21 protein-coding genes are annotated in these 22,152 nt (G+C 58.1%); 9 read left to right on the forward strand and 12 right to left on the reverse strand.

Annotated features, from left to right (window positions below; translation table 11 throughout):
- The 4 genes from O2N63_RS15810 to O2N63_RS15825 form a co-directional block, all read left to right on the forward strand.
- The coding region (locus O2N63_RS15810; RefSeq protein ID WP_271055266.1) for a Bug family tripartite tricarboxylate transporter substrate binding protein at window positions 1-517 on the forward strand (517 nt) is incomplete at its 5' end.
- Between the two features lie 302 nt (window positions 518-819).
- Window positions 820-1,302, forward strand: coding sequence for a tripartite tricarboxylate transporter TctB family protein (locus O2N63_RS15815; RefSeq protein WP_271055267.1), 483 nt, complete (start codon window positions 820-822; stop codon window positions 1,300-1,302).
- A gap of 1 nt (window position 1,303) precedes the next feature.
- On the forward strand, window positions 1,304-2,818 hold the full coding sequence (locus O2N63_RS15820; protein ID WP_271055268.1) for a tripartite tricarboxylate transporter permease: 1,515 nt from the start codon (window positions 1,304-1,306) through the stop codon (window positions 2,816-2,818).
- 262 nt (window positions 2,819-3,080) lie between these two features.
- Window positions 3,081-3,869, forward strand: a complete 789-nt coding sequence (locus O2N63_RS15825; RefSeq protein ID WP_271055269.1) for an inositol monophosphatase family protein — start codon at window positions 3,081-3,083, stop codon at window positions 3,867-3,869.
- On the opposite strand, the gene O2N63_RS15830 is transcribed toward O2N63_RS15825, so the two are convergent.
- From O2N63_RS15830 to O2N63_RS15840, 3 genes are read right to left on the reverse strand one after another with little or no spacing between them, the layout of a single operon-like run.
- On the reverse strand, window positions 3,866-4,939 hold the full coding sequence (locus O2N63_RS15830; RefSeq protein ID WP_271055270.1) for an ABC transporter ATP-binding protein: 1,074 nt from the start codon (window positions 4,937-4,939) through the stop codon (window positions 3,866-3,868). The two genes, O2N63_RS15825 and O2N63_RS15830, sit on opposite strands and share 4 nt — an antisense overlap.
- A 2-nt stretch (window positions 4,940-4,941) precedes the next feature.
- Complete coding sequence (locus O2N63_RS15835; protein ID WP_271055271.1) at window positions 4,942-7,155, reverse strand: ABC transporter permease; 2,214 nt, start codon at window positions 7,153-7,155, stop codon at window positions 4,942-4,944.
- Window positions 7,156-7,158: 3 nt separating this feature from the next.
- On the reverse strand, window positions 7,159-8,184 hold the full coding sequence (locus O2N63_RS15840) for an ABC transporter substrate-binding protein (protein ID WP_271055272.1): 1,026 nt from the start codon (window positions 8,182-8,184) through the stop codon (window positions 7,159-7,161).
- A 252-nt stretch (window positions 8,185-8,436) separates the two neighbouring features.
- On the opposite strand from O2N63_RS15840, the gene O2N63_RS15845 reads away from it, so the two are divergent.
- Window positions 8,437-9,078: an HAD family hydrolase gene (locus O2N63_RS15845; protein WP_271055273.1), complete on the forward strand. Its 642-nt coding sequence runs from the start codon at window positions 8,437-8,439 to the stop codon at window positions 9,076-9,078.
- Between the two features lie 203 nt (window positions 9,079-9,281).
- On the opposite strand, the gene O2N63_RS15850 is transcribed toward O2N63_RS15845, so the two are convergent.
- From O2N63_RS15850 to O2N63_RS15870, 5 genes are all read right to left on the reverse strand, one after another.
- Window positions 9,282-10,118: a cation diffusion facilitator family transporter gene (locus O2N63_RS15850; protein ID WP_271055274.1), complete on the reverse strand. Its 837-nt coding sequence runs from the start codon at window positions 10,116-10,118 to the stop codon at window positions 9,282-9,284.
- A gap of 96 nt (window positions 10,119-10,214) precedes the next feature.
- A complete protein-coding gene (locus O2N63_RS15855; protein WP_271055276.1) occupies window positions 10,215-11,318 on the reverse strand; it encodes a PQQ-dependent sugar dehydrogenase in 1,104 nt (367 codons plus the stop codon).
- Between the two features lie 90 nt (window positions 11,319-11,408).
- Window positions 11,409-12,803 (reverse strand): ATP-binding protein, encoded by a 1,395-nt coding sequence (locus O2N63_RS15860; RefSeq protein ID WP_271055277.1) that lies wholly within the window; start codon window positions 12,801-12,803, stop codon window positions 11,409-11,411.
- On the reverse strand, window positions 12,800-13,465 hold the full coding sequence (locus O2N63_RS15865; RefSeq protein WP_271055278.1) for a response regulator transcription factor: 666 nt from the start codon (window positions 13,463-13,465) through the stop codon (window positions 12,800-12,802). Before O2N63_RS15865 ends, O2N63_RS15860 begins: the two co-directional genes overlap by 4 nt.
- Complete coding sequence (locus O2N63_RS15870; RefSeq protein WP_271055279.1) at window positions 13,466-13,768, reverse strand: PepSY domain-containing protein; 303 nt, start codon at window positions 13,766-13,768, stop codon at window positions 13,466-13,468. It abuts the gene before it with no gap.
- Here O2N63_RS15870 and O2N63_RS15875 point away from each other — a divergent pair.
- Complete coding sequence (locus O2N63_RS15875) at window positions 13,767-13,931, forward strand: hypothetical protein (protein ID WP_271055281.1); 165 nt, start codon at window positions 13,767-13,769, stop codon at window positions 13,929-13,931. The two genes, O2N63_RS15870 and O2N63_RS15875, sit on opposite strands and share 2 nt — an antisense overlap.
- A gap of 124 nt (window positions 13,932-14,055) precedes the next feature.
- On the opposite strand, the gene O2N63_RS15880 is transcribed toward O2N63_RS15875, so the two are convergent.
- Window positions 14,056-15,408 carry a PqqD family peptide modification chaperone gene (locus tag O2N63_RS15880; RefSeq protein WP_271055282.1) on the reverse strand — a complete coding sequence of 451 codons (1,353 nt, stop codon included), beginning with the start codon at window positions 15,406-15,408 and terminating at the stop codon, window positions 14,056-14,058.
- Between the two features lie 163 nt (window positions 15,409-15,571).
- Here O2N63_RS15880 and O2N63_RS15885 point away from each other — a divergent pair, with 163 nt between their 5' ends.
- Window positions 15,572-15,808 (forward strand): hypothetical protein, encoded by a 237-nt coding sequence (locus tag O2N63_RS15885; protein WP_271055283.1) that lies wholly within the window; start codon window positions 15,572-15,574, stop codon window positions 15,806-15,808.
- Between the two features lie 332 nt (window positions 15,809-16,140).
- On the opposite strand, the gene O2N63_RS15890 is transcribed toward O2N63_RS15885, so the two are convergent.
- Window positions 16,141-17,040, reverse strand: coding sequence for a LysR family transcriptional regulator (locus O2N63_RS15890; RefSeq protein ID WP_271055284.1), 900 nt, complete (start codon window positions 17,038-17,040; stop codon window positions 16,141-16,143).
- A gap of 154 nt (window positions 17,041-17,194) precedes the next feature.
- On the opposite strand from O2N63_RS15890, the gene O2N63_RS15895 reads away from it, so the two are divergent.
- Both O2N63_RS15895 and O2N63_RS15900 read left to right on the forward strand, forming a co-directional pair.
- Window positions 17,195-18,775: a GMC family oxidoreductase gene (locus O2N63_RS15895; protein ID WP_271055285.1), complete on the forward strand. Its 1,581-nt coding sequence runs from the start codon at window positions 17,195-17,197 to the stop codon at window positions 18,773-18,775.
- Window positions 18,776-18,809: 34 nt separating this feature from the next.
- Complete coding sequence (locus tag O2N63_RS15900; protein WP_271055286.1) at window positions 18,810-20,018, forward strand: mandelate racemase/muconate lactonizing enzyme family protein; 1,209 nt, start codon at window positions 18,810-18,812, stop codon at window positions 20,016-20,018.
- Window positions 20,019-20,021: 3 nt separating this feature from the next.
- Here O2N63_RS15900 and speB read toward each other — a convergent pair whose 3' ends face one another.
- On the reverse strand, window positions 20,022-20,987 hold the full coding sequence (gene speB / locus O2N63_RS15905) for an agmatinase (RefSeq protein WP_271055287.1): 966 nt from the start codon (window positions 20,985-20,987) through the stop codon (window positions 20,022-20,024).
- Window positions 20,988-21,118: 131 nt separating this feature from the next.
- Complete coding sequence (locus O2N63_RS15910; protein ID WP_271055288.1) at window positions 21,119-22,150, reverse strand: glutathione S-transferase C-terminal domain-containing protein; 1,032 nt, start codon at window positions 22,148-22,150, stop codon at window positions 21,119-21,121.
- Window positions 22,151-22,152: the final 2 nt, after the last annotated feature.

A 22,152-nucleotide genomic window follows, 5' to 3' on the forward strand; every position in this document is an offset into this window, starting at 1 on the left:
CGCCATCGGTGGTGGTTCGGTTCCCGGTGGCATGGACCACCTTGTGGCCGCAATGGTGATGGAAGCTGCGGGCAAAGATGCCCTTGGCGTGAAGTACATTCCCTATGACGCAGGTGGTAAAGCCATGGCAGCCCTGCTGTCGGGTGAGATTGCAGCCCTGTCGACCGGTTTCTCGGAAGCCGTTGATCTGGCCAATGCTGGCGAAGTGAAAATCATCGGCGTGACCTCGGACGAGCGCGTCGGTGCTGCACCGGATGCGATGACCATGAAAGAGCAGGGCATCGACACCTCGTTCGTGAACTGGCGTGGGTTCTTTGCCGCTCCGGGTCTGCCGGGTGACAAGCTGGCCATGTACCAAGATGCTCTTGCCAAGATGTACGCAACCCCCGAGTGGGAAACCGTGCGCGCGCGCAATGGCTGGGTAAACATCCACAACTCGGGTGACGACTTCAAAGCCTTCCTTGAAGGTCAGGAAAAGGTCATTGGTGATCTGATGAAGAAGCTGGGCTTCCTCTGATAGATACTACTGGTCAAAGATGAGGGGCTCTGCCCCTCATACTCCCCGGGATATTTTTGGCAAGAGGAAGGGGGACGCCGTGCAGGCCTCCCCCAACTGACAGAAGGCAAGTCACCTTCCCCTTGCACGGTCATCGGCTTCCCAGCCTGTACCGTAGAGACGGTTTACCTCGAAACTGGTTAACATTTTCTTTCCTCTTGCTCGAAATATCCCGGGGGGTGCCGGTGGGTTCGCCACTGGTTCGAGAAACCACTGGTGCCGGGGCTGAGCCCCCAGCTCGACTTCCAAAACAGGAGAAAACGATGGCGCTTGATCGCTGGATTTCCCTCATCTTGCTGGGCGTGTGTCTGGTCTATGGCTACACCGCCTGGTTCACGATGGACGCAGGCCTTGCCCCGTTCATGAAACGCAACCCGATCTGGCCCAGCACTTTCCCGAAACTTTTGTCGGTGCTTGGCATCATTGCCTCGACCATCATCCTGTTGGGGATTGAGAAGGGCAGCCCGAAAGAGGCGGACATCGATTACCGCCGGTTGGGCGAGTATCACCTTGGTCAGGCGCTTGGTCTTCTGGCCCTGATGATTGCCTATGCGCTGTGCCTGCGCCCGCTGGGCTTTCTGATCTCAACTTCGGCATTCCTGATCCTTGGCTCTTACATTCTGGGTGAACGCAAATGGCTGGTGATGCTGCCGGTCTCGCTCGGGGCGAGCGGCGTGGTCTGGTATCTGGTGCAGGAAGTTCTGGGCATCTATATGCGCCCGCTTCCCGGAATTTTTGGAGGCTGACATGCTTGAAGGACTTCTGCTTGGCCTGCAAACGGCCTTTTCCCTGCAAAACCTGTTGATGGTGATCGGCGGCTGTCTGATCGGGACATTCATCGGCATGTTGCCCGGGCTTGGCCCGATGTCGATCATTGCCATCATGATCCCGGTGGCGATTTCTCTGGGCGACCCGTCCGCCGCGCTGATCCTTTTGGCCGGTGTCTATTACGGCGCGATTTTTGGTGGTTCGACCTCGTCGATCCTGCTCAATGCCCCCGGCGTGGCGGGCACGGTGGCGTCGAGTTTCGACGGCTATCCGATGGCGAAACAGGGCAAGGCGGGCAAGGCGCTGACCATTGCCGCGATCGCCAGTTTCGCGGGCGGGTCCATCGGCGCGTTGCTTCTGATGGTCTTTGCCCCGGCGCTGTCGTCGGTCGCACTTTTGTTCCACTCGGCCGAGTATTTCGCGCTGATGGTGGTGGGCCTGTCGGCCATCGCTGCCTTTGCCGGGAGCGGACAGGTTGCCAAGGCGATGATGATGACCGTGCTTGGCCTGATCATGGCTACGGTGGGCGAGGGCGCTCTGTTCAACATGCCGCGCTTCACCATGGGGATCATGGACCTGCAATCGGGCTTTGGTTTCATCACGCTGGCAATGGCGATGTTTGCCCTGCCAGAGGCGCTGTTCCTCGTGCTCAAACCCAAGACCGCCAAACAAGACGGTGACGGCAAGATCTCTGAACTGCGCATTTCTCGCGCCGAGGCCAAGGCGATTGCGCCGGTCATTGGCCGCCAGTCGCTGCAAGGCTTCTTTATCGGTGTCCTGCCCGGCGCAGGGGCCACGATTGCGAGCTTCTTGGGCTATGCAGTCGAACGCAACCTTGCCACCAAGGAAGAGCAGGAAGAGTTCGGAAAAGGCTCGATCAAAGGCCTCGCCGCACCGGAGACAGCCAATAACGCCGCCTGTACCGGCTCGTTTGTGCCGCTTTTGACGCTGGGCATTCCGGGGTCTGGCACCACGGCGATCCTGCTTGGGGCGCTGATTGCACTGAACGTAACCCCCGGTCCGCGCCTGATGATCGATGACCCGCAGATCTTCTGGTCGGTGATCATCTCGATGTATATCGGCAACCTGATCCTTCTGGTCCTGAACCTGCCGCTGATCCCCTACATCGCCAAGGTGCTGGCCATTCCGCGCAACTACCTGATCCCGTTCATCCTGTTTTTCACCCTGATGGGGGCCTATATCGGGCAGAACAACGCCACCGAGCTCTTGCTTCTGGTCGCCTTCGGCATCGGAGCCACCGCGCTGAAGTTTGCTGACTATCCGCTGGCACCGCTGCTGATCGGCTTCATTCTGGGTGGAATGCTGGAAGACAACTTCTCGCGCTCAATGCAGCTTTATGACGGTATTTCCTTCATCTGGGAACGCCCGATGACGCTGGCCCTGCTGGTGATTGCGGTCATTCTGGTGATGCTGCCCAGCTTCCGCGCCCGCCGCGCCAAGGCGCGTGCCGAAGGTGTGGCCGAAGGGGATTAATCCAACGGCCCGCCACTGCTCAATTCGGGCAGGATCTTAGGTGACACAAGATACGCCCGTCCGGTTGATCCGGGCGGGTGTTTTTGTTGGGGAGGGGGCTGATCCAACTCGAGGGGCTTGCCGGCTCCCAGCGGTTCACCTCATCCCCACCACGCGCGCCGCATCGTTCGGTCCGAACTGTCGCCGATTGCGCGCGCAGCTCCTCCTCCATATCATCACAGCATCAAATATCACGACCAGGCAACGGGAATGGCGAGGGGATATGGATAACAAAGCCAAGACACTGATTAATATCTGTCAAGCTGCGGGTCAGCTTGCAGAACAATATTTCCGAGAACAGGATCGACTGGTGATCGACCAGAAAGGTCATCAGGATTTCGTGTCGCAAGCGGATCGCAATGTCGAGTTGCTGATACGTGAAAAGCTGCAAGAAACATTCCCCGATGACGCCATCGTCGGCGAAGAGCATTCACCTGCTCCGGGGACATCGGGGTTTACATGGGTCATCGACCCGATTGACGGCACAACGAACTTTATCAATGGCATCCCCGCCTGGACCGTGGTGATTGCGGGCGTCTGTGAGGGCAAAACTCAGATCGGCATCATCCATGATCCCTGCAATGAAGAAACATTCCTTGCCGAGCTGGGGAAAGGGGCGTGGCTCAATGGAAAGCCTCTTGAGATTAAAGATCAAAGGCAACTCTCCGACGGAACTGTCGGGGTCGGGTATTCCAATCGGGTTGATAGCCGTGGCATTCTGCGGCTTGTCACCGCGCTGACCGATGAAGGGGCAATGTTTTACCGCAATGCATCAGGAGCACTTTCCCTTGCCTATGTCGCGGCTGAACGCCTTTTGGGCTATTCCGAAGAACATATGAACGCCTGGGATTGCCTCGCCGGACAGTTGATCGTGTCAGAGGCAGGTGGGCGCGTCGAGGACCAGAACGCAGATGCCATGATCCGAGATGGTGGGCGGGTTGTGGTCGGACTGCCGCAAGTATACGACCGCCTTCTGGAGATTTCCGTCACGGCATTCGCAGCGGAACACTAGGCTTCTGGCAGCAAAACCGGGCCTTTGGTGGAAAATCCGACCGTCACATCGGACCCAACTTCGAGCGGCGCATCGACATCGTCCTGCACCGCAAACATCGATCCGAATGCTGCCTCAAGCGTATATTCCATGCGAACCCCAACATAGGTGGCCTTGGATATACGCGCTTGGAACCCATCCTTTTCCCCGATGACCAACCGTGATGGACGGACCGCCAGTTTTGCCGCTCCGCTGCTCAGGCCCCGGGCGGGCAGCTCATAGCGGTACCCATCGACATTGATGCGCGCCAGATCGTTTTCCACATGTTCGATGGTGCAGGGCAATATATTCGCTTCGCCTATGAAATCGGCGACAAATTGATCAACCGGCGCGTCATAGAGTTCCCGTGGCGTTCCGATCTGCGCGATGGACGCATTTCGCATCACCACAATTTCGTCTGATACGGCGAGGGCTTCTTCCTGATCGTGTGTGACATAAACAACAGTCAGCCCAAGATCCTGCTGAATTGCCCGAATGTCTTCGCGCACCTGTCTGCGAAGCTTGGCATCGAGGTTTGACAGCGGTTCATCAAACAGCAAGACCTGCGGTTCCAATACCAGCGCCCGAGCAACGGCAACACGCTGCTGCTGCCCCCCGGATAGCTCACTTGGCAGGCGTTCACCAAATCCCTTCAACCCAACCAGGTCGAGCCCCGCTATGGCCCTGTCTCGCGTTTCTGACTTGTTGAAGCCGGAAAACTTCAGGCCATAAGACACATTTTCAAGCACGGTCATATGCGGAAAGAGGGCGTAGGACTGAAACACCATGGAAACGTCGCGGTCGGTTGCAGGCAGGTTTGTCACATCTTCAGCGCCGATCAATATCCGACCTGACGTGGCCATCTCGAGCCCTGCGATCATGCGAAGGGTTGTGGTCTTGCCGCAACCCGATGGGCCCAGCAATGTGACCAGCTTGCCGGCCTCAACATGCAGGTCGATATTGTCCACCGCGATCACGTCTCGCCCAAATTTCTTGGTGACATTTTCAAACCTGACGGGTGCGGCTTTGCTGGCAATCTGGGTTTCAACCATATTTATTCTCCCACCCCGAATTGTGTGCGGCGACCAATTTTTGTGCGTCCGACCAACAGCTGCAATATGCCCACCGCAGACAGCATCACCACAATCAGAGTTGTGGAATATGCAATGGCAAGCCCATAGTCGTTATTTTCAACCCGACCGATGATATAGCTGGTGGCCATGTCATATTCCGCCGAGACAAGGAAGATCACCGCCGAAATGGCCGTCATGGCACGGACAAAACTATAGACCAAAGCCGCCAAAATAGCCGGTCGCAACAACGGCAATATGATCGCACGAAATGTCTGCCAGGAGTTCGCCCCGAGTGTCAGCGAGCTTTCATCCAGCGACTTATCCAACTGGCTCATTGACGCGATGCCGGCGCGCACTCCAACTGGCATGTTTCGGAAGATGAAACTGACGATCAGGATGATCCCCGTGCCGGTGATCTCGATCGGCGGCACGTTGAACGCGAGGATATAGCTGACCCCGATCACGGTGCCGGGGATGGCAAAGCTTAGCATGGTGCCGAATTCAAACGCGTTTTTACCGGCAAATGTCTGACGGGTCAGAAGATAGGCTGTGACAAGGCCGACTATCGCCGTCAGCGGTGCGGCGGCGGCGGAAATCTTAATGGTGGTCCAGAAACTGTCCCATGCAGCCCCGTTCCAGCGAATTCCCGTCTCTTCAATCCTGACCGAGAATGCGGTCACATAATGTTTGAACGTCAGCGTGTTGTTCACGCCCCACAGCTCAACCACGCTGCCATAGAGGATCATGCAATAGACGACGATGGTGAAAAGACCCCAGACCGCAGCGGCGATGAAAACCGGAATGGCAAGTCCTCGGGGCATCAGTGGATGCACGCCAGCATCCCCTTTGCCTGATACCGTCGTATAGTTCTTTTTGCCCAGCCACATGCGTTGGGCGTAAAAGGCTGACAGAGTGAAGAAAAGCAGCACCATAGCGAGGACCGCCGCTCTGCCCTGATCATATTGCGCACCTACGATGGCAAAGAAAATCTCGGTCGAAAGCACGTCAAAATTGCCCCCCAGAACGAGGGGGTTTCCAAAATCTGCCATGCTTTCGATGAACCCAAGCAAAAAGGCGTTTGCAAGTCCCGGGCGCATCAATGGCAATGAGACCGTTCGAAATGTCTCCCATCGACCGGCGCGCAGCGTTTGCGCGGCCTCCTCCATCGACGGGGAAACGCCTTCTACAACACCGATTAAAACCAAGAAGGCGATAGGCGTGAACGCAAGAGTCTGGGCGATCAGAACGCCCGGCATTCCGTAAAGCCAACGTGTTGGCTGAATACCGAATAGCTCGGCAAAGAATTGGGTCACAGAACCTGAAAGTCCAAACAAAAGGATCAATGCAAGGCCAATGACAAATGGGGGTGTGATGATCGGCAGAACCGTCAAGGCGCGCAGCAGGCGTTTGTAGCGAAATCCTGACCGGGTCACGACCAGCGCAAACACCAGACCCAGCGCCGTTGTTACAAACCCGACGATGAGGGCCAGAAAGAAAGAGTTCCAGGCAGCCCCGCACCGCCCGCCGGACAAACACCCGATACCCCACAGACGGTCGTCAAAGAACTTCGAGACAAATACGGAGGCCGAATACCCCCCTTCTTCAGTGATAAATGCCGCGACGAGCATCTTTGCAATCGGGAAAAAGACGAAGGTCGTGACAATGACAATCACACCCCCAATTGCGCTGACGACAAAGACGTCACCATTGATCGCACCCCGTGCCGCAATCCCCTGTGTGAACAGAAACAGGAACGATGATGCCACAACCAACGCACCATATCCCATGCCAAACTGACGGTCCCCCAGATCTCCAAACAGGGCTTTCAGCCATTCAAACGAAAAGCCACGAATGCCAATCCCAAAGCCCTGGGCCATCAGCCAGCCGAATCCGACAGCGCCCGTCATAACCAGTATGCGCGCATAAACCGGATCGCTTTTCACCCGGCCAAGCGCAAACAACGAGGCGACAAGCGGAAGCAAAAGCGGTGCGAGCCAGAGCTTTTCACCCTGTCCGATCAGAAACGCTGCTGGTGCATAATCCTCGTCGAAAGGATACCCATCCAGCAGCCATTCAAACGTAAAAAAGCCGTCTTCCACCCCATACCAGGGCAGAAGACAGAACCCCACCCAACCGGCTGCAATCCAAAAGATCAGCGCCGGATGGACGGCATTTTCACGGGTCGCGTTGCGCATGGTTTACTGCGGCAGCGTCGAGACGTCTTCATCCCACCGTTGCAGCAGCCGCTTGCGCTCATCTGATGAGCCATAGGTCTTGAAGTCGTAATCGATCAGCTTGATCGTCGACATGTCAGGTGCGGATGGCGAAGTTTCTGCACCGCGGTTCGACGGAACTTGGAACGCGTTGACCTGCAAGGCCAGATTCTGTGCATCGGCTGAAAGCGCCCAGTCGTAGAACTTTTTCGCTTCATCCATGTTCCGGGCACCGGATATTATCGACATCGAGCCAATTTCATAACCAGTCCCCTCGCAAGGGGCGACAACTTTGACCGGGAAGCCGGACACCGCCTGTTTGACCGCGTCATGCATGAACACAATACCAATGGTGTTTTCACCGCGGCCCGCCGCCTTGATCGGTGCGGAACCTGACTTGGTATACTGGTTGATATTAGAATGAAGACCTTTCATGAATTCAAAGCCTTCCTCCTCTCCGAACAACTGAACCATCGAAGCAAGAGTCGTATATGCCGTCCCCGAAGAGTTGGGGTTGGCCATCTGAACATGACCCTTGTATTCCGGCTTCAAAAGATCGCGCCAGCATGACGGTTCTGGCAGGTTATTCGCGGCCAGCAGATCTGTATTGTATCCGTATCCCAGTGCCCCGGAGTAAATACCGATGGTCTTGTTATCGGCTCCTTCCGCCTGACTGATCGCCCAGTCATGCAATTGATCACGCATGGGGGACATATAGCTTTCCGTCAGGTTTTCCTCAGCGGCTTGCAGGTGCGGATCACCAGTTCCACCCCACCAGACATCACCCTTAGGGTTTGAAGATTCTGCTTTGACTTGCGCAAAGGTTTCACCGGATGATTTCCGGGTCATGTTAACATCGATACCCGTGGCATCTTCGAAACTCCGGGCCATCAACTGACACCAGTCTTCCTGTGCCGAGCAATATAGCGTCAGCTTGTCGGCACTGGCGGCCGTGGCGCTGGCCGCGATGGCAATCAGAGACGAGAATGCAATTAGATTAATTCGTTTCATGTTATTCCTCCCATTGGTCAGGCATCAGGGGTCTCAGTCGGCCCTCAATTATTTTGCCCTTAATCTCGACCTTCCATATGTTGGTTTTCTGGATAGTGTCGAAATGCAACGATAGCGTAACGCAATTCCAGAATATTGGAAGCATTCAGTTTCTGCGGGTATCATGGACACCCACCCAGCTCTTATGAGACAATTGTTCTCAACGCGGTTAAGGCTATACACCAATACGCTTGAATTGGACGGGCATCGTAAATGCTAAAGGCAAGACTTCACGCACGCAGGGGTGTCTCGGATTTAACATCAGACAGCTGGCAGGCACATTGCCGGAGTGCAGGTTATCACGGGTTCATTTTTGATTGCGATGGCACATTGGTCGAAAGCGCTGACATTCACTTTCACGCGTTCAGGATGGCAGCACATGAACAGGGGTACACGCTGGACCGGGAATGGTATCTTGCCCGAACCGGCCTTGATCGGGTGTCATTGTTTCAGGAGTTTGGATCCGGTCTCAATATCGACAGAGCCGTCGAAAGAAGCATTTCGATCTTCATCGAAAATAGTCCCCGAGTTCAGTTGATAGAGCAGACAGCGCGCTTGGTGCGGAGTTTGAGCGGGGACTTTCCGCTGTCGGTCGGTACGAATGCTGAGGCGCCAGTTGCAGTGGCATCGCTCCATGCGGTTGGGCTACTTCATCATTTCGAGCACATCGTTTCCATCAGCGATGGCTTTCCACCGAAACCTTCACCGGAAATATTCCTTGGGGCTGCTTCTTTGATGCAAATCCCGCCTAATAAGACATTGGTAATCGAGGATTCAGCCCAAGGCGTGAATGCGGCTCTCGCAGCCGGAATGAGCGTGATTGAAATTGTGAGCTTTGACTTAAGGGAGGCGTGAGGCTGGTAACGCCCTCCGGTCCGCGCCCGCCGCGCCAAGGCGTGTGCAGAAGGTGTGGCCGAGGGGGATTATATCCTGCCTGCCCACCGCTCACATAAGTAGGGAAATTGATAACACGCAATGCACCCGTCCGGTTGATCCGGGCGGGCGGTTTTGTTGGGGAAGGGAGAGAATCCAAAGCGAGCAACTTCATGCCTTTATGATCATCCGCTGGATCTGGCTCTGACAATCTCGCGCCATGCATCCCGAGAGATGACCCAGGATGAGTGAAGAAACAGGCTTGCAATGGCAATGGCAGTCATCAGGTCGGGCCAACTCCTCCCTGTCCAAGCAACCACAAGAGCCGCGATCACAACCGCAGCATTTCCTATCGCGTCGTTGCGTGAGAACAGCCAAACCGCCCTGACATTCGCGTCCCCCGCGCGATGGCGGATCAGGACAAGCGCAGCCGCAATATTAACTGCGAGGGCAATTAAGCCGAATATGCCCATTAACCCAGCCTCGACCGGCTGTTGCGAGAAGAAACGCCATAGTGTGTCGATCACCACGTACAATCCAAGCAAACCAAGAAACATTCCCTGAATAAGGGCCGAGCGGGCACGCCAGAGCAATCCCCATCCTATGGCAAAAACGCCAAGTAAAGTGATCAACCCATCCCCAAGGAAGTCCAGCGCATCCGCCTTAAGTGCCTGCGATCCCGACAGGAAGCCGCCGATCATTTCGACGACGCCGTATCCGACATTTAGCCAAATCACGATCCAAAGTGCGCGGCGGTATTCTTGTGAAGTGTGCGGTTGATTGGCTTCAGGCAGGTCTGCCGTCGATCCGGGCAGATGTTCAAGACCGTATCCCAAATCTGTCACGGCACTGACAACAGCTGCAAGACTTTCCTCATCCAAAGATCCGTTCAGAGAAAGAACTTGTGAGGTTGTTGAAATTTCGAAATCCATCACGCCGGCCGAGTGCACGGCTTTTTTTATCTTCGCGGCACAAGAAGCGCAGTCCATCCCGATCACGCGGTATCGTATTGCTTCTGTCACTCAAACCTCCGGAATTTGTGGTGACAGTTTGCAAATTTATTCAGCGCTGTGAAGGTCCGCTCGGTCCTGCAAAAATATGAAACCATGTGATCCCAACTACCCCGGCCTTATCCGGTAAAGAGCATCGTCCCCCACCGCCAGAAACCAGATCGTGCCATCCGGGGCTTCGCGCACGTCGCGGATGCGGATGAACTGATCGCGGAAGAGCTGTTCAGCTTCTTTCAGCGGATTGCCCTCAAGCCGGGCGATATAGTCGAACTTCAGCGCGCCTATAAAGATGTCACCCTTCCATTTGGGCCAGAGTTTGCCCGAATAGATCATCATGCCAGAGGGTGCGATGGAGGGATCCCAATAGTATCTCGGTTGCTCCATGCCCGGTGCTTTGGTGCCCACGCCGATCTTGAACCCAGTATAGTGTCGGCCATAGGAAATCACCGGCCAGCCGTAGTTCTTGCCCGCTTCCGGGCGGTTCACCTCGTCCCCGCCGCGCGCGCCGTGGGCCACGGTCCAGAACCGGCCTTGCAGATCGAGCGCCGCGCCTTGAGGGTTGCGATGGCCCAGCGACCAGATTTCAGGCAGTGCGCCGCCCTTGGCAAAGGGATTGTCCGCCGGGATCGACCCATCCCGCGCCACGCGGATCACCTTGCCATTGTGGCGCATCGGGTCCTGCGCCAGATCACGATCCCCGCGATCACCGATGGTCAGGAAGAGCGTGCCATCGCGGGCTTCGACAATGCGCGAGCCAAAATGCTTGTTGCTGCGAGAGGCGTGCTTCATGCGAAAGATCACGCGCAGATCAGTGAGGCGGGCGGCTTTGGCGTCAAGCCGCGCCACCGCCAGCGCCGTTGCGGCCCCCCCGGTGCGGGGTTCGGAATAAGACAGGAAAATCTCGCCACTTTGCGCAAAGTCCCGGGCCACCACCACATCAAGCAACCCGCCTTGCCCCTTGGCCACCACTTTCGGCACGCCAGACACCGCACGTATCTTGTCGCCGGATTTGGCGATCAGCAGTCGCCCGTCCCGTTCGGTCACGAGAAAGCCGCCATCCGGCAGAAACCCTACCGCCCAGGGCGCGTTCAGCCCGCGCAAAACCGGTTCAATGATCACGGTCCCGGCAGAGGTTTTCACCGTTTCCTGCGCCTTGGCAGGGGTGGGGGCGGGCAGGGCAAATATGAGAATAACACTCAGCAGGCGGAGCATGGCGTGTCCTCTTGATGGAAATGACAGAGAAACGAATGACGAAACCGTAACACGTTACCGCCCCCAATCAGATCACAATTGTGAAAGCCCTCAGATCTCGATGCGGGGCCAGGTGAGTTCGACACACAGCCCCCCCAGCGCGCTGGTTTTCAAGACCAGCGTTACCCCAGCGCCATCGCCCATATCCTGCACGATGGTCAGCCCCAGACCCGACCCGGAGGGACCGGAGGTCGCACGATCCGGCGTCACCCGCCCGCCACGTTCCAGCACCGTGTCACGGTCATCCGGTGCGATGCCGGGGCCGTTGTCTTCAACCCTCAGCACATGGTGATCACGCTCATTGCTCACGGTTAGATGGATCCGGTCGCGGGTCCATTTCATCGCATTGTCCAGCAGATTGCCCAGAAGTTCGGTCAGGTCATGCTCGTCAAAGGGCGCCAATACCGTGGGGTCGAGATCTTCTTCCCAGACCAGATGTGACGCATTGGGTTGGCGACGCAGCACTTTGATCAACCGCGCAGCCACCGGGGCCACCGTGCTGAACCGGTTCCGGTCAGTATTGTTGCGCACCGACGCCAGTTCGCGTTCGACGATGTGGCGCATGTTGTTGACTTCGGTCTCGATCTCGGCTGCGGCCTCGGCATCCCCCTTTTCACGCAGCTGATGCGCGGTGCCTTGCAACACGGTAAGCGGGGTTTTCAACCCATGGGCTAGATCCCCGGAATGGGTGCGGGCGCGGTCAAGCGAGGCTTCGTTGGCGGCGAGAAGCGAGTTCACCTCGTTTGCCAGCGGCCGCACTTCGCGCGGGTAATCTTCAGACAGGCGTGTCTCGGGGGAGGTCATGATCCGAGCGACCTCATAGCGGATTTTTTCCAGCGGTTTCAGGCCCAGCCGCACCTGCACCCAGCCCCCGATCAGCAAGAACGCCCCCATTGCGGCAAGCCAGATTGCCGAGCTGCGAAAAAACCCGGCGGTCGAGATATCAATGTCGCTGCGGTCGACAGCCACGGAAATGAAAACCTCATGACGCCCGACAGTTTCGGCCCCCGCTGTTGGATCGGCGCGGCCGTGATCTCCGGTCAAATGCACATGCCAAGACGCGATTGACAGCGCACCGTCCTGGCCTTCGTTCACGGTGTGATACTGCACCTGACCGGGCAGGGCAGGGCGGGGCAGTTCAAGTGGCACTGCCCAGAAGGATGGCGACAACTGTGCTGGTTGATCATCAATCTCAATCTGCCAGTAATAGCCCGACAGCGGCTGGGAAAAGCGCGGATCGGCGACCGGGGCGATCACCACATTACCTGCCTCGTCCAGACCCACATGGCCGGTGATCGAAAACAGATGGGTGTTCAACTCTTGCTGCAGGCGGTTCTCGAAATAATTCTGAAAGAGCACATTCAGGACGAAGGCGGTAGAGACAAGGGCCATCGTCGTGGTGAGCGCAGCCATCAAAAGCAGTCGCAGGCTAAGCGAAGATCTCATGCTTCTTCCCGTGAAAAGATATAGCCAAAGCCGCGACGGGTCTCGATGATGCCGCCGCCCAGTTTGCGCCGGAGCCGCCCCACAAGCACTTCAAGCGCGTTGCTATCGGGTTCATGGTCGCGCGAGTAAATCGCCTCGGCCAGTTCACCCTGTCCGATCACCCGGTCAGGATTGTGCATGACATAGGCCAGAAGGCGATACTCCAACGGGGTCAGCTTGATCGGATGCCCCCCCCGCGTGACCTGCATCTTTTTCAGATCCAACTGCACATCTCCTGCCGTTAGAACTGTGGCTTTCTGCGCCCCGCTGCGACGCAAAAGCGCGCGCAGGCGGGCCATCAACTCTTCCATCTGAAAGGGTTTACCAAGATAGTCGTCGGCCCCCGCATCAATTCCGGCAACCCGTTCGTTCCAGCTGCTGCGCGCGGTGAGCAGGATGACCGGCAGGTCCAGCCCTTCCTCTCGCCACGCCCGGAGGATGCTCAGACCGTCCTTGCCGGGCAGGCCGATATCCAGAATGGCGGCGGCATAGCTTTCGGTGCTGCCCAGAAACCAGCCTTCCTCGCCATCATGCGCCATTTCGGCAATGAAACCCTCGCCTTCGAGCACCGCCGCAATCAGCTCGGCGATCTTTACCTCATCCTCGACAATTAAGATACGCATCTAACAGGTCCGTGCTTTAAGGATCCGACCTGACCGGGCGGCAACGGTTACAGATATGACGGTGCCTGATCTGGTGACGATCTGAATTTGATAGATCGGCTCGGGCCCGGATGTGCTGAACCCCACGCTGACCGGCTGACCCGGGTGGCTTTTGCGGGTGAGTTTCACGATCTCGTCCAAGGGGCGGGCTTCTCCTCGTCGGATCGCAGTCTGGGCGCGCTGATAATCCCGCCGAGAGATGGTCAGATGATCCGCCCCGGCGGGGACTTGGCAGTCACCGCGCGGGATTGAGGGTCGCGACATGGAGGAAGGTCCGCTGGCACCTTCATTCGCCGGTTTATCGGGTCCGGAAGGGGCTGAGGCTTTGTTTTGGCCAGAGGAGGCGGAGGGGCCAGAGGGGGGGGTTGCCCGACTGGCTGGCGAAGACGCCGAAGAAGGCTTGGAAGAAGAGGAGGCCCTTGCCTGACTTAGCCCCACCATCGCAGGGGTCATATAGGCCGCCGCCGCCCCAAGCCCCAGCCGCGCCAGCGCCTGACGCCTTGTCAGGCGCCGATCTTTTGCGCCTGTCGCTGTGGATGTGCCTTTTTGTGTCAAGAGACCACCCCGCCGGTTTGCGGTTGGGCCTCCTGCTCAGGGTGAGGCGCGTCTTGAATATGTGCCCTGATCAGATGCGCATTGGCGAACTGCCGCATGGCCCGCACGCTGTCTTGCCGGATCTGCTCCGGGTCCACATCCGGGAACGCGATCATCAGGATTTCGGCCACGTCTTCTGCACTGGCGGGCTCTGACAAGATGCGCCAAATGGCCTGTGATCCGGGGTTCAACTGATGGATGGCATGACCGGATCCATCCGCCAGGAAATGCGCGCCATCCAGAGATGTCTCAGACAATCCCGGTGCCTGACTATACAGCGCAACCGGATCAAACGGATCCGCATCCGGTAAATGATAGGTCGGGGCGTTTTTCACGTTATTGTCTACACCATCGCCCTGATCCTGCGCCGAGGTTGACGGCAGTTCGGGCGCAGGCAGATCCTGCAGCAGGTGGTGATCTTTCAGGAAATTCGCTGCCTCTTCCGCCGAGGAATAGACCAGGCGATAAAGCGGTGCATGGCGCACCACCGCCTCGGCCGCTTTCAAAATCCGCCCCGCATGTTGATCGCGCGAAAAATTCTGCCGGATCAGCGCGGTCATGACCTCACCAGATTCTGCCACCTCAAGCGCAGGCGGGGTCGGATCCGCTTTCCGATCCAACACGACAATTGCCCCGATGGGCAGCCGTGACCGACCGGGGGCAATCGGCAGATCGGTCAGATACTTATAGCGCGCATTGGCACGACCGGGAGCGCCATGCACCCAGTCCTTCAATTCGGATGAGAAGTTTTCAGGCACCGGCAGGCGCAAACGCGGGGCAATGCCGTTGGCAATGCCCTCGATCCGAGAGGCCCCCGCCTCATGGCCAGGTCGCCGGACATCAACCGGCAGGAAATCATCGGTGAAAAGCGGCAAACCCAGCCGAGCCAACAGAGTCGACAAGGTGGATTTGCCGGCCCGCCGCGCATTGGGGAAAACCACCAAACGCTCCCCAAAGGCCACCGCGGCGGCATGCAGGCATAGTAGCTCGGGATCCGAGCGAAGCCGCTCCCAGGCCATTTCCGATATCAGATCACAGATCGCATCCACAGCGTTCCAGATCTTTGGGGCAACTTCCCCGTGGCTACGGGTCAGGCACCATTTTTTCGGTTTATCCGCAGCTGGTGCGAGATGTGCAAATGGCGGGGCGGAGGGGCTATCGCTTTCGACCATGGGCCATTGGCGCATGATCTCAGAGGCCATCAGATGAAGATCAGTGGCATCGTCAAAGGCCACGGGGGCCTGCAACTCGGCATAGGTCACATATCTCGTCAGTGGAATGCCCTCTGAATTTGTAATCCCTGTTCCCATGTTTCATTGTTCAGAATTTCACCGAAAGGCACCCGCCATTCAGAGGCGGGCGCCTTCGCCATGATATCCGGGCAACGGAAACGAAGCTTACTTGCTAATTGTACAGGTATTTGCTCCGGCATCATAGGTACCACCAGCAGATTCGCAGCTGCCGCCATCAACGATGCTTGAGGCGTCCACGCCGCTTGGCAAACTTGGATCGCTGGTGCTGGGTGCACTGGTACTCGGGGCGCTCGTGCTGGGTGCACTGGTGCTGGGCGCACTGGTGCTCGGGGCGCTCGTACTGGGTGCACTGCTGCTCGGCGCACTATTGCTCGGGGCGCTGTTGCTGGGTGCACTGTTGCTGGGCGCGCTGTTACTTGCGCCACTATTGCTCGCGCCGCTGTTTCCGCTGGCATGAGCCGCAGAAAGTACCGTCATCGATGGCACGGTATAGGCAACAAGAGCAACACCGCCCAGCCGGGCCATCGCGGCGCGGCGCGACAGGGGGGTTTTATGGGTATTGTTTTTGTTATTGTCAGACACTGTTCTCTCCTCGATCAAAGTCCTCTCGTAATATTCCTAGCAAGGAACGGTTCACGATTCGCTGAGAGCGTTTGTCAGGGAAATGTCAGATTGGAAGATCCCGATCCAAAAGCTCCTGATTTTCCTATATTTGTACACTTTGGCGGTTTTTTGGCACCCGCCGAGAAAATCAGTGACTTCTCAAGACACATAGACGTCCCGAAACCCTCAGACCGTGCCCTCACGATGTAGCAACATCAGCCAATCGCAAAACAGGCGCAACTCGCGTCGATCTTCTGCCCCATCCGGCACCACCAAGAAAAAGCTGCGGGGCAGGGGCAGGCGGTCGGGCAGGGGTGAGGTCAGCAGGCCTTGAGCCACATAACGACGGGAAAACTCTTCCGACACAATCGCCGCCCCGCCCGGAACCTCACCACCCGCCAACACTTCCAGCGCAATCAAAGAGCTGTCCGCCTTCATCGCTTTGGTCATCGGTGGCAACGTCTCGCCGCGCTGCGCAGCCAATCGCGGCCAGTCGCCTTCCGATCCAATGATCTGAACGGCGTGGGGGGCAAAATCCTGAAGAGTTGCGTCCGGCCCCAGTTCTGCGGCCAGGTCCGGCGAACACACCAGTTCGGCATGACGATGGCCCAGATGTCGAATGTCACGTTCAGCCCAATCGCCAAACCCATACCGGATTTCCACATCAATGCTGTCATCCTCGATCCGGTCGGTCCAGACAGCGGTGGTCAGTTGCAGATCCACCTCGGGGGAGGCGCGACGAAAATTTGCCAGTTTCGGGGCCAGCACCAGTGCCGCATAACTGATCGACGCCCGCACCTTCAACGGACGCCGTGACGGGGTGGCAAACAGGGTCTCGGTTGCTTCCGCCATCTCGGCAAAAGACCGGCGCAGGGGTTGGGCGTAGGCATGACCAATATCAGTCAGCGCCACCCCACGCGGCAGGCGGGTGAACAGCTGCACCCCCAGATGTTGCTCCAGCAACCGAACCTGCTGGCTGATGGCGGCAGGTGTCAGGTTCAACTCCTCCGCCGCTGCTGAAAAGCTGCTGTTGCGCGCTGCGGCCTCAAAGGCGCGCAACCAAGTAACATGGGGCAGAGCGGTCATTGAGGGCCTTTTGATGCAGTTTCTGTTGTTGGTTCACGAGTTAGCTTCAAATTCTATAAGGCCTTAGCGCAGAAATCCATTGTTTGTCTGCCCCGGCCCAGCCTTCCATCCTGATCAGAACACAGGTGCTGGGGAAAGGCCGATCGGATCACATATGGATGTGGATTACATCATTGTCGGCGCAGGCTCTGCAGGCTGCATTCTGGCCGACCGTCTGAGCGCGAATAGTCGCCACAAAGTGTTGGTGCTTGAGGCTGGCGGATCCGACGCAAGTTTCTGGATCAAACTGCCGCTCGGCTATGGCATGACCTTCAATGATCCCCGCGTGAACTGGCGGTATACCGCCGCCTCTGACCCCGGCCTGAACGGGCGCAAGGCCAATTGGCCACGTGGGCGCGTGTTGGGGGGATCCGGATCGATCAACGCGATGGCATATCTGCGTGGCCTCGCCCATGACTTTGACGATTGGGAACGTGCAGGCGCGACCGGTTGGGGCTGGGACACAGTGCGCGAGACCTATGGGCGGTTGGAACACCCCCACGGGCCAATCCATGTGGCGGACCTGCGCGCCGAGATGCATCCCTTCACCCGTCATTTCCTCTCTGCCGCCACAGACATGGGCTGGCCGCAAGTGGAAGATATGAACGCCGAGGAAACCGAAGGGCTGGGCTTTTACCGTAGCAATCTGCGACAAGGGCGGCGCTGGTCCTCGGCTGACGCCTTCCTGCGTCCCGCGAAGCAACGCGCAAATGTGCAGATTGTGACCGGAGCACTGGTCGAGCGGCTTACCTTCGAGGCGCGGCGCGTCACCGGGCTCACCTATCGGATCGGAGACCAGACCCACCACGTCACCGCAAAGGCCGAGGTGACCCTCTCTGCCGGGGCCGTGAACTCGCCACAACTTTTGCAACTCTCCGGAATTGGTCGCGCCGCGCACCTGCAATCGGTTGGGATCGACGTGGTACAGGATCTGTCGGAAGTGGGGCAGGGGATGCAGGATCATCTGGCGATCACCCATCATTTTGCCGCCAGCGAACCGACCCTGAACGGCGTGTTAGGCACTGTTTTTGGAAAAATAACCGCCGGGGCGCGTTACCTTCTGACAAGGCGCGGGCCGCTGTCGGTTCCGGTCAATCAGGTCGGCGGATATGTGCGCTCATCCCCCGATCTGCCAGCCCCTGACATGCAGGTCTATTGCAACCCGGCCTCCTATTCCACGACGCCCGATGGTCGCCCGGACCTGAAACCCGATCCCGGTTTTATCCTGTCGGTGCAGCCCTGCCGCCCCACCAGCCGGGGCAGCGTGACCATCACCTCTGCCGATCCCACCAAAGCGCCCGAAATCCAGCCCAACTCGCTGGTCACCGAAAAGGATCGTGGCGATGCGGTGCACGCCTGCGAGGTCTTGTGGGCCTTATCGCAAACTCCGTCGATGCGCCGTGTCACCACCTCCCCACACGCGCCGGATCTGGAAGGGATGAACAAGGACGCGATGTTAGAAAACTTCCGCAATCGCGCCGCCACCAATTTCCACCCGAGCTGCACCTGCCGGATGGGGCATGATGCCAGCAATTCGGTGCTGGATCATCGCCTTCGCGTGCATGGTGTGGGCGGGCTGCGTGTGGTCGATGCCTCAAGCTTTCCCAATCTCACCTCGGGCAACACAAATGCACCGACCATGATGCTGGCAATGCGCGCCGCTGATTTGATTCTGGAGGACGCCCGCAGCACCTGACCCACCAACTGGCACCAACCAAAAGAGGTTCCCCATGCGCCTGGACAAGATCGAAACCTTCGTCACCGCCAACCCGCCACCGCGCCACGGCGGGCGCTATTTCATCTTTGTCCGCCTGACCACCGCCTGTGGGATCACTGGGGTCGGTGAGATATACAACGCCACATTCGGCCCACACCTCTGCGCGGCCATGGCCGAGGACATGTTTGCCCGCCATCTTGCAGGCGCTGACCCGCATCAGATCGAGCTTTTCTGGCGTAAAGCCTATGGCGCGGGGTTCACCATGCGGCCAGATGTGACCGTGATGGGGGTGGTCAGCGGGTTGGAAATGGCCTGTTGGGACATTATCGGCAAAGCCGCCGACCGCCCGGTCTATGACCTGCTGGGCGGGCAGGTGCAGGACAAGTTGCGCAGCTATACCTATCTTTATCCGCCTGAAGGTGACGTCTATCCCGATCCCGACCAGCCCAATGTCTACAATGACCCGGACCTTGCTGCCGAGGCCGCTCTCAAGTTGATCGAACAGGGGTTTACGGCGGTAAAATTCGACCCGGCTGGCCCCTATACAATTCATGACGGCCATCAGCCGAGGCTTGGCGATCTCGACCGCAGCGAAGCCTTTTGCAAGCGCATCCGCGAGGCGGTGGGCAATCGGGCGGACCTTCTATTTGGAACCCATGGGCAGTTCACACCGTCCGGCGCAAAACGCATGGCGCGACGGTTGGAGGCTTATGACCCGCTGTGGTTTGAGGAACCGGTGCCGCCTGATGCGCCGGAGGCCATGGCCGAAGTGGCACAATATACGTCGATCCCCATTGCAGCCGGTGAACGGCTCACCACCAAATACGAGTTCGCGCGGCTTCTGGATTTGGGGGCAGCCTCGATCCTACAGATGAATCTGGGGCGTGTTGGCGGGCTTTTGGAAGCGAAGAAAATCGCCGGAATGGCCGAGGTGAAACAGGCGCAGATTGCGCCGCATCTCTATTGCGGCCCGGTGGTGGCGGCGGCGAATATCCAGATCGCCACCTGTTCGCCCAACTTCCTGATCCTTGAAAGCCTTGGCCGGTTTGACGGGCCTTACATGTCCTGCGTAACCACCGGGATCGACTGGCAGGAGGGCTATGTGATCCCGCCGCAATCACCCGGTCTGGGCGTGGAGCTTAACGATGACTGGATCGCTGCACACCCTTATGAAGGCGACAAGCTGCATCTGGAACTGGAGCAAGATCCGGTCCGGCCCTGATTGTCAGGACCGGTTGTGGAAGATGAAACCGATGAAGTTCAAAAGCAGCTGCGCGGCAAGGATCTGGGTGCTTTCTGACGGGTCATAGGCCGGGGCCACTTCGACCAGATCAATGCCCACCACGTCGCCCCGCTTTGACAGGCCCTGCAGGATTTCCAGCACGTCGTAATAGTGAAACCCGCCGTGGCTCGGCGTGCCGGTGCCGGGGGCAATCGACGGGCAAAACGCATCAATGTCGATGGTCACGTAGTAACGCGCGCCTTCGGGGATCCGGTCCAGAACCCCCTCGGTACCCAGCTTGCGTACCTGCCGCACCGACAGAATATCCGAACCTCGGGCGCGGGCGTCTTCATAGCCTTCCTTGGCGGTCGAAGACACGTTGCGAATGCCCAGCTGGGTCATGCCCGAGACATAGTCTTTCTCAATCGCGCGGCGCATCGGGTTGCCGTGGCCGTCGGTCACACCCTTGCGGTTGTCGACAAAATCCAGATGCGCGTCGATCTGCACCACGTGGATCGGGCCGTTCGCGGCGCAATCCTCGGCAAAGGCGTTGATGCAGGGAATGTTGACCGAGTGGTCACCTCCGATGGTCACCGGGATCGCACCCGCATCAAGGATCTTCTTCACACCATAGGCGATGTTCGCGTGGCTTTCCTCGGTCTTGGTGTGGATGATGTCGGCATCTCCGCAATCCACGATCCGCACCTCTTCGCCCAGATAGGTGGCGTCATCCTCATGGTCATAGGCGCCCGCATGGCCGAAACTGAACAGCGTCGACGCCTCGCGCACCGAGCGCGGCCCAAACCGCGCGCCCGAGCGGAACTGGCAGCCGAAATCAAACGGCGCGCCTAAAATGGCCACATCGGCATCAATCTCGTCCCAGTTCTCGACATAGGGTTTCTTGCCAAAAGTGGCGATGCCGACGAAAGGCAGGTTCAGGCGACCAGATTCATAACCGTGTCCAGACATGAGATGCTCCGTTCTGTCATGACGATGGATCCCCGCGACCACGATGCAGGCATCGGGGCAGGGGTGTCGGGGCAGAATGGGTGATCACCTGACGCTATGGCAAGCAGTTTTGCGACAAACGGATCAGATCTTTAGTCGGCAAGCTCCGGGTGCAGATAGGCCTCGGGATAGGGCATGGGTTTTAGCGGACCAACTGGGACAACCCCGTTCCACGACCGCCCGAAATATCCCTGCCGGCAATGGATCAGCGAGTTGCTGTCCGCCACGCCATCAAGCGCATAAACGCGACACAGCCAGCGCCACAGATGCGGATAGTCGTAAATCTTCGCTCCGTTCAGCTTCATCCGCAGATAGTAAACGGGATCATGCCGGTAAAGCGTCGGGAACAGGCGCAGGTCAGCTTCGGTGAACCTGTCTCCGGTCAGGAATGGGCGACCATCGGAAAGCCGCGTTTCAAGCTGATCTAACGTATCGAAATAGGCGGTAAACGCAGCAGCATAAACGGATTGGTCCGAGGAAAAGCCCGCTTTGTAAGCGCCGTTGTTGATGCCCTGATAAATAAGGTCGTTCAACGCATCGATCTCGCCACGGATCACGGACCCGTCGGGGTAAAGCCGGGGTCGAGCACCTTCGGCCACGTTGCTTCCCAAAGCTGCGGCGTGCCGGTCCAGCATCCGAATAATCTCGGCGCTTTCATTGTTCACAATGCGCTTGGCGATCTTGTCATAGAGGATCGGAACCGAATGTTCGTCAGCACCTTCCGCGCGGTAGATTTCTTTTGTCAGCCGGTAACTTTGACCCGTCCCGTTCTCATAGGTGCATTCGGGTAGGGGGGTGCCGGTCAGTGTTGAGACGCGGTCGGGGGTGAATTCCCACAGGTTTGGCCCTTCGGGGTCATCCTCACCCGTCCGGTTGGGAAAGGCCACATCCATGGTGATACTGTCCTGAAGTCCCAGCACGGACCGGGCCAGCGTGACGCGGTGGCACCACGGGCAGTTAAAGGCCACAAACAGATGATAGCGCCCCGGCTCTGCGGGAAAGTCCACATCACCAATGGCATGTCGAAACCCGCTGACGCCGCGCACGAATTCCCCTCGTGCGCGGCGGATGGCGGCATTGGTCTGGTCCTCTTGGACCGACGTGTCCGTTTTGGCTTTTGCCATGG

Origin of the sequence: Aliiroseovarius salicola (genome assembly GCF_027891095.1) — a bacterium.
Taxonomy (GTDB): Bacteria; Pseudomonadota; Alphaproteobacteria; order Rhodobacterales; family Rhodobacteraceae; genus Aliiroseovarius; species Aliiroseovarius salicola.